Annotated in this window: 12 protein-coding genes; 5 read left to right on the top strand and 7 right to left on the bottom strand. The window is 72.3% G+C overall.

Annotated features, from left to right (window positions below; all coding sequences use genetic code 11):
- Window positions 1-6 precede the first annotated feature (6 nt).
- Entirely contained in the window at window positions 7-1,218 is a 1,212-nt protein-coding gene (locus Q3Y56_RS14960; protein WP_304462425.1) for an MFS transporter, read from the bottom strand.
- Window positions 1,219-1,358: 140 nt separating this feature from the next.
- Between Q3Y56_RS14960 and Q3Y56_RS14955 the strand changes: the two genes are divergently transcribed.
- A complete protein-coding gene (locus Q3Y56_RS14955) occupies window positions 1,359-1,688 on the top strand; it encodes a helix-turn-helix transcriptional regulator (protein ID WP_304462424.1) in 330 nt (109 codons plus the stop codon).
- On the opposite strand, the gene Q3Y56_RS14950 is transcribed toward Q3Y56_RS14955, so the two are convergent.
- The gene (locus Q3Y56_RS14950; protein WP_304462423.1) at window positions 1,685-3,784 is read right to left on the bottom strand and encodes an ATP-binding domain-containing protein; all 2,100 of its coding nucleotides are present in this window, start codon (window positions 3,782-3,784) and stop codon (window positions 1,685-1,687) included. The genes Q3Y56_RS14955 and Q3Y56_RS14950 overlap by 4 nt on opposite strands.
- A gap of 356 nt (window positions 3,785-4,140) precedes the next feature.
- On the opposite strand from Q3Y56_RS14950, the gene Q3Y56_RS14945 reads away from it, so the two are divergent.
- Together Q3Y56_RS14945 and Q3Y56_RS14940 are read left to right on the top strand one after the other, a co-directional pair.
- Window positions 4,141-4,323, top strand: a complete 183-nt coding sequence (locus Q3Y56_RS14945; protein WP_304462422.1) for a hypothetical protein — start codon at window positions 4,141-4,143, stop codon at window positions 4,321-4,323.
- 71 nt (window positions 4,324-4,394) lie between these two features.
- On the top strand, window positions 4,395-4,826 hold the full coding sequence (locus Q3Y56_RS14940) for a hypothetical protein (protein ID WP_304462421.1): 432 nt from the start codon (window positions 4,395-4,397) through the stop codon (window positions 4,824-4,826).
- A gap of 9 nt (window positions 4,827-4,835) precedes the next feature.
- Here Q3Y56_RS14940 and Q3Y56_RS14935 read toward each other — a convergent pair whose 3' ends face one another.
- The 5 genes from Q3Y56_RS14935 to Q3Y56_RS14915 form a co-directional block, all read right to left on the bottom strand.
- The gene (locus Q3Y56_RS14935; protein WP_304462420.1) at window positions 4,836-6,488 is read right to left on the bottom strand and encodes a DNA repair helicase XPB; all 1,653 of its coding nucleotides are present in this window, start codon (window positions 6,486-6,488) and stop codon (window positions 4,836-4,838) included.
- Between the two features lie 156 nt (window positions 6,489-6,644).
- Window positions 6,645-7,637, bottom strand: a complete 993-nt coding sequence (locus Q3Y56_RS14930; protein ID WP_304462419.1) for a hypothetical protein — start codon at window positions 7,635-7,637, stop codon at window positions 6,645-6,647.
- The gene (locus tag Q3Y56_RS14925; RefSeq protein WP_304462418.1) at window positions 7,618-8,727 is read right to left on the bottom strand and encodes a DUF3696 domain-containing protein; all 1,110 of its coding nucleotides are present in this window, start codon (window positions 8,725-8,727) and stop codon (window positions 7,618-7,620) included. Before Q3Y56_RS14925 ends, Q3Y56_RS14930 begins: the two co-directional genes overlap by 20 nt.
- Window positions 8,724-9,881, bottom strand: coding sequence for a DUF262 domain-containing protein (locus Q3Y56_RS14920; protein WP_304462417.1), 1,158 nt, complete (start codon window positions 9,879-9,881; stop codon window positions 8,724-8,726). The genes Q3Y56_RS14925 and Q3Y56_RS14920 overlap by 4 nt, the downstream gene beginning before the upstream one ends.
- Before the next feature lie 285 nt (window positions 9,882-10,166).
- A complete protein-coding gene (locus tag Q3Y56_RS14915) occupies window positions 10,167-13,112 on the bottom strand; it encodes a helicase-associated domain-containing protein (protein ID WP_304462416.1) in 2,946 nt (981 codons plus the stop codon).
- A 154-nt stretch (window positions 13,113-13,266) separates the two neighbouring features.
- Here Q3Y56_RS14915 and Q3Y56_RS14910 point away from each other — a divergent pair, with 154 nt between their 5' ends.
- A complete protein-coding gene (locus Q3Y56_RS14910) occupies window positions 13,267-14,835 on the top strand; it encodes a hypothetical protein (protein ID WP_304462415.1) in 1,569 nt (522 codons plus the stop codon).
- A gap of 151 nt (window positions 14,836-14,986) precedes the next feature.
- Window positions 14,987-15,622: an HAD family hydrolase gene (locus tag Q3Y56_RS14905; protein WP_304462414.1), complete on the top strand. Its 636-nt coding sequence runs from the start codon at window positions 14,987-14,989 to the stop codon at window positions 15,620-15,622.
- Window positions 15,623-15,626 lie beyond the last annotated feature (4 nt).

Genomic DNA, 15,626 nt, shown 5'->3' with positions numbered 1-15,626 from the left:
CGGCTCTCACGCCGGTACGCGGGGCGGCTGGGGGCGGTCGTGAATTCCGGACGCCTCCGCGCCGGGGGCCGATGCCCCGGCGCGGCGCGTGCGCGTCGTCACCGCGGCCATCCCCGCCGCCGCCAGCGCCAGGACTCCCGCCGCCAGTGGGAACCAGCGGTCGCCGAGCAGGGCGATGGAGGCGCTGCCCGCGGCGCCGCCCGCGGCCATGCCGAGGTACAGGGCGCTGCTGTTGAGGGAGAGGAGGAGTGGGGCGTTGGCCGGGGCCAGGGAGGCCAGGCGGTGGGGGAGGGCGATGGAGACCGACCAGCCCGCGATGGGGGCCAGTACCGCGTACACCAGCGCGCCCGGCATCGACTGCGCGGCCCACGGCAGGGAGGTGAAGGCCGCCGCCGCTACGGCGCTTCCGGTCAGTAGGACGGTCCGTACGCCGAGGCGGTCCACCGCACGCCCGCCGATCCACGTGCCCGCCACCGACGCGATGCCCGACGCCAGCAGGATCAGGCTCAGTCGGCCCGAGTCTCCGCCGGTCGCCGGACGCATGGCCGTGGCCAGGTAGATGTAGACGGAGTTGAAGGCGAGGAAGTACACGAACGTCGTGGCGGCGGCGCCCAGGACGCGGCGGTCGCGCAGCGGGGTCAGCCTCTCGCGCAGGCTGGGCGCGGCAGCGGGCGCGGGCAGCTCGCGCAGGAGCAGGGCGAGGCCGGCGAAGGCAACCGCGCCGAGCACGACCACCAGCCACATGGTCAGCCGCCAGTCGCCGCGCCCGAGCCAGGTGCCCAGCGGGACGCCGAGCGCGGTGGCCACCGTCATGCCGCCGAGGATGGTCGCGAGTGCCCGGCCGCGGCGTTCGGGCGGGACGATCGCCGTGGCGACGGCGCTGGCGGTCGGGGTGTAGAGCGCCGCCCCGGCCGCGGCCAGGACCCGTGTCGCCAGGAGGAGTTCATACGTGGGCGCGAGCGCGCTCAGCGCGTTGCCCGCCGTGAAGACCGTGAGCGCGGTGAGCAGCAGGCGGCGGCGCGGCCAGCGGGAGGTCAGGGCCGCGAGTACGGGCGCCAGAAGCGCGTAGGACAGGGCGAAGACCGTCACCATCTGGCCGGCGGCCGGGACGGAGACGTCCAGGTCGCGGGCGACCAGGCCGAGGATCCCGGCCGTGACCATCGTGTCGGTGCCGACGGCGAACGTGCCGAGGGCGAGCAGGAGCAGGCGGAGACGCACGGGTTCCCTTCCCGAGGCAGCGCAAATCTGTTGGACGCTCGTCAAACAATAGAGATTGGTGGATGATTGTCAAACAGTTCGTCAAACAGTTCCCCGGCAGGGCAGTGGCGCGGACACGGGCAGGGACAGAGGAGGACGCCGTGGTGGATGAGCGGTTGCCGCAGCCGGACACCGGCGACATCGAGCTGGTCAAGGTGCTGCACGCCCTCGGCGACCCCGTACGCCTCCAGCTCCTCGCCGTCTACGCCGACGGCGCGGAACACAGCTGCGACACCTGCGAACTCGGCCTCGAACGGCTCCACAAGTCGACCGTCTCGCACCACATGCGTGTCATGCGCGAGGCCGGGATCACCTCGACGCGGGTCGCCGGCCGCAACCGCTACGTGCGGCTGCGCCGCGCCGACCTCGACGCCCGGTTCCCCGGCCTCCTCGACGCCCTGCTGACGCCCCTCGGCGGCGCCGCCTCCTAGGCGAGCCGCTCCGGCAGCGGTGCCGCGTGCACCACCGCCAGCCCCGACACCGCCCGCGTCAGCGCCACGTACAGCCGCCGCAGCCCGGTCCGTTCGTCCGGTTCGCCGTCGACCACGGCCGCGGGCTCGTCCAGCACCACGTAGTCGTACTCAAGCCCCTTCGCCAGCGTCGCCGGGACCAGCGTCAGCCGCGAGTCGGCCGTCGTCTCCTCGCCCGGGGCCAGATACGGCAGCCCCGCCTCCGCCAGCGCCTCCGCCAGGGCCGGAATCCGCGCGTCCGCCGCGATCAGACCGATCGAGCCCTCGTGCGCCAGAGCCCGGCGGCACGCCGCCACCACCTCCGCGTCCAGCGCCGCCACGGCCACCGCCCGGACCGAGAAGTCGCCCGCCGCCTCGCGGATCGACGTCGCCTCCCGCAGGCCCGGCGCGATGGCGGGCAGCAGCCGCGACGCGTACGCGATCACCTCGCGCGGCACCCGGAAGCCCTGGGTCAGCTCCTCGACCAGGCCCTCCGGCTTGCCCAGATGGGACAGCGCCTGCTCCCAACTGTCCGTGGCCCACGGCGTGGTGCCCTGCGCCAGGTCGCCGAGGATCGTCGCCGAACCCGTCGTACAGCGGCGGCCCACCGCCCGGTACTGCATCGGCGACAGATCCTGCGCCTCGTCCAGCACCACATGGCCCAGCGACGGCGTGCGCTGGACCAGGTCGGCGGCCTCGTCGATCAGAACCGCGTCGGCCGCCGACCACTTCGCCGACTTCACGCTCCGGGCGGGCTTGGCCCAGACGATCGCCTTCTGCTCGTCGGCGGACAGCAGGCCCTCCGCGTGCTCCGCCAGGAAGTCCGCGTCCGACAGCAGCCGTAGCACCAGCTTGGCCGGATCGACCTGCGGCCAGATCTCCTTGACCGCGGCCTTCACCGCCGCGTTGCGCGCCACGGCGTCCTGCACCCGGTCGTCGGGTGCCTCGCCCGCCTGCTCCATCCGCGACAGCACGGCGTGCGCGATCCGCTGCGGCAGCGCCTCACGGGCCGCTCCGTACCGGATGTCGCGGGCGAGCAGCTCGCCGACCATCTCCTCCAACTCGTACGCCGGAACCCGCCAGCGGCGTGAGCCGCGCACCACGACCACCGGTTCCACCGGCATCGCCACATGCGACCGCACCGCCCGCCGCAGCACCTCCGCCATCCGCGCGTCGCCCTTGATCCGGGCCGCCTCGGCGTCGTCCGCGCCGCGCACCGTGACGCCCTCGCGCGCCACCAGGTCGTCGACCGTGGCCTGCTTGACCTGCAACTCGCCCAGGGCGGGCAGCACCTGCTCGATGTACTGGAGGAAGGACCGGTTCGGCCCGATCACCAGCGTGCCGGTGCGGGCCAGCCGCTCCCGGTGCGCGTACAGCAGATACGCGATCCGGTGCAGGCCCACCGCGGTCTTCCCGGTACCCGGCGCCCCCTGGACACACACCGTGCCGCCGACCCCGGCCCGCACGATCTCGTCCTGCTCCGGCTGGATCGTCGCCACGATGTCCCGCATCGGGCCGACGCGCGGGCGCTCGATCTCCGACTGGAGCAGCCTGCTGGTCCGCTCGCCCTCGCCCGGGTCGGTGAGGTGCTCGTCCTCGTACGCCGTCAACTCCCCGCCCGTGTAGCCGAACCGGCGGCGCAGCGCGATGTCCATCGGCTGCTTCTTGGACGCCTGGTAGAAGGGCTGGGAGACCGGCGCGCGCCAGTCGATCACCATCGGGTCGCCGCCGGCGTCGTGCACGTGCCGCCGCCCGATATAGAACTGCTCCCCCTCCGCCCCCTCCGCCTGATCCGCGCCCGGGGCGTGCAGATAGTCCAGGCGCCCGAAGAACAACGGGGTGTGCGCGAGATCGGCGAGCGCCTTGATCCGCTCGTCGATCTGGCGCTGGAGGACCTCCGCGTTGACCCAGTTCGCGGTGACATCGGTGATGTCGAGTGCCTCGACGTCCGCGCGCATGGCGCGCAGCGCGGCGCGGGAGGCGGCGAGGTGGGCGCGCTCGCGCGCCAGGGCGTCGGACGCCGCGCGCTGGTCGGACTGATCGTGCTGATCTTGCTGGTCAGGGGCGTGCGAGGGCACGGCGGGGCCTCCGGCGGGTCCACGGGACGAAGGTGCTGAGACGAGCCGACCGGTTTCCGTCCGGTCGGTGGCTCTCCCCGGGCAGGACTGACCGAGCCAGGTGGGAGGCGGGCAAGAGCGGCGATTCTAGCCAGCGGGTGGCGGGCGGGCGAACGAATTTCGGCGGGGGATCCGGCGGGGGATCCGGCGGGGATCCGACGGGGGATCCGGGGGCGCGCACCGGACCCCGGCCCGTCTCGGGGTCCCCGTCAGCCTCCCGTAGGGGATGGCATGACTCTTTAGTCGTACGGACGCTTACCCGCGATTACACCGGCAGGCCGATGTGCTCCGAACGGGTGAGATCCATCCTTGAAGACATGAGCGCAGCAACCATTTCCCCCACCCCGGCCCACGGCGCCACGGCCTTCCGTTCCGACGCCGAGGCCCATCCCCGCCATTTCCTCGGCAACGCCATACGCGCGGTGAAGGTGTTCGCGTCGACGGCGGTCAGCGTGGTCCTGCTCGGCGAGTACGGCGACGAGGTCCGGCGCGCGAAGTGAGTAGCCGTACGGGTACGGACTGAGTACGGAGCCCGTTTCGTACCGGGTCCGCGCCGGGCTTGACTGCGGTCATGAATGGTCCGCAGCCCCCACCTCGGCACCAGCACCCCTCCTGGCACTCCGGCTATCCGAGCGGGTGGCCGCACCACGGGGCGTGGCAGCCGCCTCCGCCGCAGGGCCCGAAGCGGCTGGACTCCTCCGCCTGGGTGGCCCCGCTGCTCGGGACGATCATGGCGGGGTCACTGGGCCTGCTCGCCCTCTTCTTCATCGGGCTCTACTGGCTGAAAGCCCATGGGTGCCCTCAGGACGGCTGCATGGCGAAGCCGATGGAGCAGTTCCACAGCCTGCGGAACATGCTTGGTGTCTGCGCGCTGCTCTCCTTCGCCCCGCTGGTCGTGAGCTGGGCGCTGCCGTGGAAGGTGAAGTACCGCGCGGCGCGCATCGTCGTCAGTCAGCTCATCTGGCTGCCGATGCTTGTGCCGCTCTACAACGCCATGGGGTAGGGCCGAGGGTCAGACGTCCTCATCCGCCGCGAGCAGCGCGCTCGCGTCCACGATCCGGTACGCGTACCCCTGCTCGGCCAGGAACCGCTGCCGATGCGCCGCGAAGTCCTGGTCGATCGTGTCCCGCGCGACCACCGAATAGAAGATCGCCGGGTGTCCGTCCGCCTTCGGGCGCAGCACGCGGCCCAGCCGCTGTGCCTCCTCCTGGCGGGAGCCGAACGTCCCCGAGACCTGGATGGCCACGGTGGCCTCGGGCAGGTCGATGGAGAAGTTGGCGACCTTCGACACCACCAGGACCGAGATCTCGCCCTGCCGGAACGCGTCGAACAGCTTCTCGCGCTGCGCGTTCGTCGTCTCGCCCTTGATGACAGGAGCGTCCAGATGCTCACCCAGCTCGTCCAGCTGGTCGATGTACTGACCGATGACCAGCGTCTGCTGCCCCCGGTGCTTGGCCACCAGCGCCTCGGTGACCTCGCGCTTGGAGGCCGTCGTGGCGCAGAAGCGGTACTTCTCCTCCGTCTCCGCCGTCGCGTACGCCAGCCGCTCGGAGCCGGTCAGGTTGACGCGGACCTCCACGCAGTCGGCGGGCGCGATATAGCCCTGCGCCTCGATCTCCTTCCACGGCGCGTCGAACCGCTTCGGCCCGATCAGCGAGAACACGTCCGACTCGCGCCCGTCCTCCCGGACCAGGGTCGCGGTCAGGCCCAGGCGGCGCCGCGCCTGGAGGTCGGCGGTGAACTTGAAGACCGGCGCGGGCAGCAGGTGCACCTCGTCGTAGACGATCAGGCCCCAGTCGCGGGAGTCGAACAGCTCCAGGTGCGGGTAGACGCCCTTCCGCTTCGTCGTGAGCACCTGGTACGTGGCGATGGTGACCGGGCGGATCTCCTTGCGCGTACCGCTGTACTCACCGATCTCGTCCTCGGTCAGCGAGGTCCGCCTGACCAGCTCGTGCTTCCACTGCCGGGCGGAGACGGTGTTGGTGACCAGGATCAGCGTGGTCGACTTGGCGGTCGCCATCGCGCCCGCGCCGACCAGCGTCTTGCCCGCGCCACAGGGCAGCACGACGACACCGGAGCCGCCGTGCCAGAAACCCTCGACGGCGTGCTTCTGGTACGGGCGCAGCGCCCAGCCGTCCTCGCGCAGCTCGATGGGGTGCGCCTCCCCGTCCACGTAACCGGCCAGGTCCTCCGCGGGCCAGCCCAGCTTCAGCAGCACCTGCTTGATCTGCCCGCGCTCGGACGGGTGGACGACGACGGTGTCCGGATCGATCCGGGCCCCGACCAGCGGCTGTATCCGCTTGGACCGCAGGATCTCCTCCAGCACAGGCCGGTCGGTGGTCTCCAGCACCAGCCCGTGGGTGGGGTGCTTGAGCAGCCGCAGCCGCCCGTACCGGTCCATCGTCTCGGCGATGTCGACGAGCAGCGCGTGCGGCACGGGATACCGGGAGTGGGAGACCAGCGCGTCCACGACCTGCTCGGCGTCATGCCCGGCGGCCCGCGCGTTCCACAGCCCCAGAGGGGTCACCCGGTAGGTGTGGATGTGCTCGGGCGCCCGCTCCAGCTCCGCGAACGGCGCGATGGCGCGGCGGCATGCGTCGGCCTGCTCGTGGTCGACTTCCAGGAGCAGCGTCTTGTCGCTCTGGACGATGAGGGGGCCATTCACACGTGGCTGCCTTTCTGGATGCTCGGCACACGGCCTGGCACGGCCGGCCAAATATCCAGTGTGCCCTATGCGCCGGGGGTGGGGGCGGAGTGTGTGCCACATCCCCGTGGCACCCCGTTCGACTCGAAGGTCATGGTCCGGGCGTTCTCCGTCACGTCACGTATCCAGGTGGTCGACGAAGATTCCGACGAGAATGCACCCGCCCAGCCGCTGCTCAGGCAGTGTGAAGTGCACGCGGTTCCGTGCCGGGTGCTGCTTTGCGTGCCACTCGCAGCGGTAAGTCTCTCCGTCGTGCTCCACATCTCGCTGCCGCATCACCTTTTCCTTGGCCCGGGTGTTTGGGCTCTCGGGCGACAGGTCGATTCCGAAGCGGCCCAGTTCGGCCTGGACATGACCAGGCAGTCCGGCGTGCCGCTCCAATGCGTCCGCGAAGTGATCGTTCAGCACGGCCAGGACCTTGGCCACCCAGCCACGCAACTCCCGGTAGGTGCCGTCGAACTTCCGGAAAGACAGTGTGTCCGCGAGGACAAGACCTGGGAAGGCATCCGCCGCCAGCACGGGGAAGAGGTGCTCTGGAACATCCTCGCGTTCGTACAAGCCACGCCAGAAGGCGGTGAGCTCGTAGGCTGTATGCAGGAAGTACAGCTCGGCCTCGATATCGCCTGTCGGAAGGCTGACCGGTTGCCATCCGCTCATGACGGGATTGTCGGCCGGAAAGACGAGGCAGGCCATCGTACGGCCGTCCAGCGTGCGTCGTAGTGCATAGCCCAGCGTCCAGGCGAGCTCTCGTACCTGTCCGGCCAAGTGCACCGTATCCGGGACATCCGCGGTCTCGTCCGTGTCCCACGTGCGGCAGCGGTCCATGAGGAGGGCGGTTCGGCGGCGCACGTCCGGAGAGACCGTGTCGCCTGGGCCTCCCCGCACGTAGAGGAACTCGGACAGCTCGCAGCCGTCCAAGCATGCGTGTTCGTGCCACCACTCCGCTGCGGCCACTGGCCGTTCGCGGAGGATCTCCCCGAGCGTGTCGTTGAAGATGTCCAGTAAACGGGTCAGCTGGTCCGGCTCTAGCTCGCGGAAGTCGAAGCTGGTCTCGTCGACAACCAACCGGTACGACGGGGCCCGGTATGGTTCACCTTCGACGTCGGGCACGTGCCAGCCTCCCAAGGTCGTCCTCGATCTGGTCGAAGAAGCCGCTTGGCCAGGTGGTCAGTTCGCCGCGCGCGGTCAGCTCGATGGGGACGGTCTCCTCCTGGCCGAAGTAGTGCACGATCGCCTCTTGCGATGACAGCGGCCCCTTTTCGGCGACGCCGAGTCGGGCGCCGTTGAGAACGTGGTCGCTGTGGGTTTCCACGATCACCTGGGCCCCGCTGCCAGCGACCTGCGCCAGAAAGCGGCCCAGACGGGACTGCCCGGCGGGATGGAGATGTGCCTCGGGGTTCTCCACGATCAGGATGTCGCCGGGTTCGGTCATCAGCCCCGCGACGATGACGGGCAGGGCGTAGGAGACGCCGAAGCCGGTGTTGGCCGGGCGGATCACCTCGCCGTACGGACCCGCCTCCCTGAAACGGATGGTGCTCGCGGCGATCCCTGGTGCCCACTGTGCCGTGATCTGGATGGGGCGGATGATGTGCGAGGCCCATGCTTCGGACTGGCTGCGCAGAAGCGGCACTTCGGAGTCCGGATGCCGCAGCGGCTCGCGTACCGTCAGCCGTCGCGTGGTCAGCCTTTCCTGGCGCAGCGCCAGTACCTGTGCCGTGTGCTCCCCCCGTACGCCGACCCCGAGCTCGTCGGGTGGCTCGGCAGACACGGACAGCAGGTCGCGGGGGCCGAGGCGTTCCGCGCAGAGATAGGTGAAGCCACTTCCCGGCTGGTCCAAGGCGGGCGGGGGCTGGCTGGGTGACGCTTCGACCGTGAGGTGCAGGGAGCGCTCGCTGGGGATGCCGAAGCGGTAGCTCCAGTCGGCGTCCGTTCCGTCAGTTCGCAGCCGTACGCCGAACTCGGGCTGCCGTGCTGCTGGGTGCAGCAGTTCCTGCGCCTCGCCCAGAGCCAGCCCGTACGGACCGTTGAGCTGAATCATTCTGCTGCTGGGCGAATGGGCCGCTTGACGGGCGAGCAGCAGAGCTTGGACAACGGTGCTCTTGCCCGACCCGTTGAGCCCGGTCAGCACGGTCAGCGGGCGCAGATCGAACTTGGCGTCCGAGAAGCACTTGAAGTTGCGGATGCCCAGTGCGGTGATCACGCGCCTGCCTTCGCGTCCTCGGCCGCTGCCCAGAAACGGTACTCGACACGGCGTCGGTCGCTGGTGGACGAGGTGATGGCGTCGAGATAGGGGATGTCGTTGGTCATCCTGTCCCGGGCAGCCGACACGATGGCCGTCCGTCGGTGTTCCAGGTCCGTCGGATCGTATGGGGCGAGCGCGATCGACCAGGTCTCGAAGAGCGCCCGGTTGATGGGGTTGCGCCACATCACGCCTTCCGGCCATTTGCGGAAGGTGTATTCCTCAAACACCAAATGGGCGTTGGACATGGCCGCACGGAATGCCTCATACAGATCGATCACGCGCGCATCGGGCAACGCCTTCGGGTTGTCCAGCAACTCCGTCGCACGCTCCAGGAACAGATCCATCGCAGGCCGTTCCATGTACGCATCCATCCCGAGCAGCCAGAAGGCGGCGAAGCGGAGTGCCATCTCACGGTCGTTCATACGGATATGGCCGCCCATGCCGTTCGTCGCCGTGTTGAACTCATCCATGGACGTCATGGTCTTGAGGATGTCGCGGCTCCGTGCCCGGCTCATGCAGTGCCGGATCTCCTGCGCATTGAGCGGGGTGCCGCCGGTGTTGATGCGCTTGAAAATGTCGTACATGACGTCCGACGGTGTCGTCGGATCGATGACGTTCACCACGAGCTGGGTGTTGTAGATGCGGCGCTGCCATTGCACGGGGAGATCCGTGAAGCTCTTGTCGTTCTCGCCGAGATACTCAAGCCCCTTGAGCCGGAAGGCCTGCCCGTTTCCCCGCACAAAAGCGTGCAGGGTTGACAGTCGTTGCAGTCCGTCGACGACCCGGAACGCGCCGTCACGGTCCTCGGCGAAATAAAACGCGGGTAGCGGGATCTGTAGCAGCACCGACTCGACGAGACGTGACTTCTGCTCGATCTTCCATACCTGGCCGCGCTGGAAGTCGGGGGCCAGTTCCAGCGAGCCCTCGTCGATCATGTCCAGGATGTTGCGGAGCGAGAACTGGTTGGTGGACACCCGGATCAGCGCGGGATCCCATGGCTTGACGATCGCCACGTCAGCCCCGCCGTCCCTCTCGACCTCGACCCCTGTTGCCAGGCCATCGAAGACGTCTTCGATCACCTCAGGTTCTTCCTGCGCATGCGCCGTCGTCATGCTCGTGATCCTATCGGCGGGGCACCCTGGCCGGTTCCGTCGCTGAAGAGGCAGTGGGGCTGGTCGGAGCCCCGACCAGCCCGCCCCCCAGACCAGGGCTGGCATGCATATCAGACCTGATCGCTTGGACGATGAGGGGTCCGTTCACGCGCGTGTGCCCTTTCCGTTCCGTCGTCGGGAGGCCGGGAGGCCGGGAGGCCGGGGTGCGGGGAGGCCGGGTGTCGGGGTGGCCAAATCACCAGTGTCCACCATCGGCGCGGCGAACGGGGGCGCGGCGGGGATGGGTCAGGTCGCCTCGTCGGCGAGTTCGGCGGCGCCGGTGACGCGGTGCAGTGGGTAGGTGCGGACCTCGTCGGCCGTGTGGTCGTACGCCGTCACGAAGCCGCCCTCGACCCGGATCGGGGCGATCACGCGCTGGCTGGCCGCGCCGTCCGCGTTGACGTAGCCGATCCATACGGCGGTGCCGGTGAGGGCCGCGGCCTGCATGGTGGCGAGGGTGTCGGCGGCGCTGGTGCGCGGCAGGTCGCCGGAGGTCGGGGCGGGCCCGGTGCGGGCCGGGGCGGTGGCGGGCGACGGGGTGGGGACCGGTTTGTGCGGGGCCGTCGCGGCCAGGTCGCCGGCGCGGATGGCGCGCACCGCCGCTCCCAGGAGCGTGTCGTCGGGCACCGGCGGCCCGTCGGGGACGGGGATGGGTGCCGTACGCGGCGGGGTGCGGTGGGCGTCGGCGCGCGCGATCAGCACGTCGCCCTCGGCGGACTCGGCCGCGGGCGCGTATCCCATCGCCCGCAGCATCTCCAGCAGGGCGTCGGGGGCCGCTTGGGCGGCCAGGACGGTCGGCGCGAGGCGGCGCAGCCGCAGGGGTGCGGAGCGGCGGTCGGCGAGGATCTCGGCCAGCAGCGCGTCGTCGTCGCAGCGGAGGTAGGCGGAGGCGGCGCCGATCCGCAGGTGGCCGTGGCGCCTGGCCACGTCGTCGATGAGGTAGCTGAGGGGCTGCGGGACCGGCGTACGGGAGTGCTCGGCGAGGAAGGCGTGCAGGTCGGCGGCCGACCGGCCGGCGTCGAGCGCGCGGCGTACGGAGCCGGGCGTGAAGCGGTAGACCGTCGCGCCGCCCTTGGACTCGACCTCGGCCAGCACGCCGAGGGCTTCGGCCAGCGGCCGCTGGAGCGGGCCGGGGGCGACGGCGGTCAGGTCGGCCTGGAGGAGGACGTGATCGAGCGGCTCGGGGAGGAGCGGCGCCAGCAGCCGCGCGGCGTGCGCCGCCGCCGTGGCGGCCTCGGCGGGGGACATGCCGGTCGCCGCCGCCATCGCGTGGACGGCTGCCTCGGCGGCCGCCGTTATGGCTTGGGCCTCGGAGCCCGCGTCGGCTCGGGCATCGGCGCGCCGCGCGAGGCTGGGGCGCGCGCCTCGGCCGGTGGTGGCGGGGGCCGGTTCGTGCGGGTACGCGTACGGGGCGTCCCGCAGCGGGCCCAGCAGGGCGCGACCGTGGGACGACAGGGCTCCCCGGCCCGTGACGCCCAGCAGTTCCGCCTCGGTCAGCGCCCAGCGGGCGAGGCGGGAGCGCAGATCCTCGGGCTCGGGGGATCCGGCCCGCTCGACGGTGGCCGTGGCCGTGGCGGCGGCGGTGGCGGTGGCCGTGGCGGTGGCGGTGGCGGTGGCGGTGGCGGCGGTCGTGGTGGGTCCCGCGGCGCTGGGTCCGGTGCGGTCGGTACGGCTGCCCGTCGCCGTACGCGCGCCGACCGGCCCGCGCAGCGGCCGTTCCCAGCGCAGCCGGGCCAGCAGCGCGTCCGGGGTGGCTGCGGCGCCCGGCGGCAGGGCGGCCAGGAGCTCCAGGGCGCGGCGCCGGACCTCGGGGGCCGGGGAACGATCGAGGTCGGGGCCGAGCGCGGACAGCGTGCGGCCCTTCGCGTCGCGGTGGCCGACCAGCCCCGCCGTGCGGGTCGCCGCCAGCCAGGCCGTGGCCAGCGCCGTCCAGCGCTCCTGGACGGGCAGGCGCAGCCAGTCGTCGTACTCGGGGGTGGGCGCGAAGCGCTCGTCCGCGTCGCCGTCGGACGCCAGCAGCCCGGCCGCGTAGGCCAGTTCGGTCCAGAACGCGGCCTCCGGCTCCGTCACGTCCAGGGCGGTGGCGGTCCGCTTCAGGTCGCGGACGCTCAGCCCGCCCGCGCGCAGTACCAGCGGCCCGCCGCTCTCCCAGCGCTTCAGCAGTTCCTCGACCGTGGCCAGCGCCGTGTGCGCCTGACCGGCCGCCGCCGCGTCCACAGCCTGTGGACGGTGTTCGGTCGACGGCGTGATCGACGGCGGGAGCGGCTCCGGCGCACGGTGCGCGCGCCCGGCGCGCAGATGCAGCGCCGCCTCGCGCGGCAGCACCACATGGCGGGGGCCGGACGGCAGCAGCAGGCCGCGCGCCATGAGCCACTCCACGGGCGGGGTGGGGGAGCTGACGGACACCTCCCCGTACGGCGGCCCCCAGGTCAGGCGGGCCAGCACGGCCAACGCCCCAGGGGGCGCCTCGGCGAGCAACGCCGCCATCCGCGTCCGGTTCTCGAAGAGCGAGGTGAGCGCCGCGACCGCGGTCACCGGATCATGGGTCGCCGGGAGCCCGGCGGCGGCCAGTGTCTCCTGGAGCCGCCCGGGCGACATGCCCGCCGTCGCTTCGGCCAGGGTCGGACCGAGGCCGGTCGGGGACGGCGATCCGGCGCTCGGGGCGAGCAGTTCGCGTGCCGTACGGATCAGCCGCAGCCGGTCGTCACCGCCCCAGACCAGGGCCTGGGCGCGCAGGATCGCGACCGCGCGCGGCAACTCGGCGGCGATCGCGGAGACGGTGGCGGCGGGCAGCGGGGCGGTCGCCGCCTCCCCCACGTCGTCCGCGTTCCTCACGTCGTCCGCGTCCCCCGTCATCAGCGCGAGGAGCGTCGCGTACGGACACGGATCGGGGGAGACCGCCAGCGCCTCTGCCGCCTGCAGAGTGAAACGGTCGAGGCGTTCGACGGCCCGGATGACGGAGGCGCGGGTACCGGCCCGGGTGGCCAGCTGCGTCAGATCGTTCGGGACGGGCGAGAGCAGGTCGGGCCGGGCGCGCAGGAGGGCCGCCAGGGCGCCGTCCGGGCGGGTGCGCAGTTCCTCGGCGAGCGTGCGCGGCGCGCTGCCGCCGGCGCGCTCGGGGCTTCGGCCGCCGCCCCGGCCGTTTCCGTTCCCCGGCGTCCGTGGCGTTCCCGAGGTCCGCGAGGTGGTCATTCGACCCACAGTAGCGGGTGGCCGGGTCGCGCGGCCGGGGTCGCGTACACGCGCGGCCGGGGCCGCGTGCGGCCGTGGGAAGCGGCGGGCGCGGTACGGTCGGAGCGGTTCCGGAACGGCGGGACACCAATGGCGCGCGTCCGCAGGGGTATTGGTGGGGATCGAGAGCGATCGGCTCGTATACGACTATCTGAGCAGGGTCGGCGACCTGGCCCAGCAGCAGGGGTTGCCGTCCCGCGACCGCATGCGGCTCGTCGCCACGCTGCGCGCCGAGATCGACCAGCGGCGGGCCGGGGCCGGTGCGGGCGGGCAGAGCGAGGCGGGGGTCAAGCGGATCCTCGGAAAGCTGGGCACCCCGACGGAGGTCGTGGCGAAGGCGGGCGACGCCGTGCGGGCCGACCCGGCGCCGGACGACGCCCGGGGCGGCGGCGTGCCCGATAGCGGTGGATACGGTGACGACGCGCTGGGTGGCGGTGCGTACGTCACGGATCGACCCAAACGCGCGTTCTCCGCAGGCGGCTCCGGCGGTACGTCCGCCGTGAGCGGCCCGGGACGGGGCCACGGCGACCGCGATGGCCAGGGCGGCGCGTCGTCCGCCGACCGTACGGCTCCGTCGCCCGGGTTCGCGGCCACCACCCCCGGCGTCCCCGCCCAGCCGGAATCGGTTCAGCCGGAGTCGGTTCGGCCGGAGTCGGTCTGGCCCGGATCGGCCCGGCCGGAGTCGGTTCGGCCCGGATCGGCCCAGCCGGAATCGACCTGGCCGGAGCCCGGCCCGTCCGTCAAGCCTCGCCGCAAACCCGCCCGTACCGCGCGCGAGCGCCTCGCCGGGTTCGCCGAGCGCAGCGGTCTGACCGGCAAGGCGGTGCCGGGCCCGCGGGCGGGCGATGCCACGCCGTCCGTACCGGAGGCCGACCGCTCGCGCGCCGCCTCGTCGCCGCACCTCGCGGGGGAGGACGAGCTGAGCTCCCGCGAGTCGGACCCCGACTGGTGGCGGACGGACCCGGGACCGTTCGCGGCGCGGCGCGAGGCGCCGTTCGGGGCCGTCGAGGGGTTCACCGGCGGCATCGAGATCCCGGAACTGCTCGCTCCGCCACCCGGTGAGGACGACGGCACCGACCGCCGCGACCACGACGCCGACGAGGACGAGGAGATCGCCGGAGCCGCCGGAGCCGTCGGGGCCGCCGACAGCGCTGATGGCGTCGAACAGGAGTCGGACGGGGCGTACGGCGACGCTGCGGCCGACGCCGGTGCCCGCAGGCCGGGGCCCGGACTGCTGCGCCGCGCCCTGCGCCGCCGCCGCGGGGGCGGGCAGCAGGCCGCGGAAGGGACGGCGGAGCCCGCGGGCGCGGCGCTTGGGGGACCTCCCAGCGGCCGCGCTGGGGGAGGGGTAGGGCCGCTGCTGCTGGTGGCGATCGCTCTGCTCCTCGCCGGCGCCGTCATCGGCAACGTGATCGTCCTGGCCTGCGGCTGGCTCATCGCCTACACCGGCGGTCGGCTGAGCCGCCAGGAGGCGAAGCTGGCGGTCATGGGCATCCCCGGGTTCGTCGCGTCGTGCGGCGTCGTCTGGCTGTGGGGGCGGATGGACGGACGGTGGGGTGATCCGATTCCGGAGGACGGGCTCGGGGACGCGATGCGCGACGTGTGGCCGGTGGTCGTCCGTACGGCGGCCATCGCCTCGGCGCTGTTCCTGGTGTGGCGGTCCCGGCGGCGCCCGCGCGGCTGACGAACCGTTCCGCCCCCACAGCCGGACGACGCCGCACGACGGGCGGACCGTATCGAAGGGTGGACGCTGCCGAAGAATGGCTGATCTTCGCTCCCGCACCAGGCGAGAGGAGGCCGACGGGCGCCGTGCGGCTCCACGGCCCCACGGCAGAATGGCCCGCATGGCTGCGCTTCCCCTGACGGTCGGCTTCGACCTCGACATGACCCTTATCGACTCACGTCCCGGCATCAAGGCGGCGTACGAGGAGCTCTCGGCGCGGACGGGCACGTTCATCGACGCGGATCTGGCCGTCACCCGGCTCGGCCCGCCGTTGGAGCAGGAGCTCGCGTACTGGTTCCCGGAGGAGCGGATCGAGGAGACGGGCGAGCTGTACCGGTCGCTGTACCCGCGCTACGCCATCGACCCCACCCCCGCCATGCCCGGCGCCCGCGAAGCCGTTGCCGCGGTCCAGGCGATAGGCGGGCGGGCGATCGTCGTCACGGCCAAGCACGAGCCGAACGCCAAGCTGCACCTGGCGCACCTGGGCATGGAGCCGGACGCCGTCATCGGGTGGCTGTGGGCGGAGGCCAAGGCGGAGGCGCTGCGGGAGCACGAGGCGGCGGTGTACGTCGGCGATCACACCGGGGACGTGCGCGGGGCGCGCACGGCGGGCGCGCTGTCGGTGGCGCTGCCGACCGGGCCGTGCGGTGCCGAGGAACTTCGGGCGGCCGGGGCCGACGTGGTGCTGCCCGATCTGACGGCGTTCCCGGGATGGCTGGAACAGTACGTCGCCCAGCGGACATGCTGACGGC

It is taken from the genome of Streptomyces sp. XD-27, from assembly GCF_030553055.1.
GTDB lineage: Bacteria > Actinomycetota > Actinomycetes > Streptomycetales > Streptomycetaceae > Streptomyces.
This window is presented reverse-complemented; position numbering and strand designations above follow the sequence as displayed.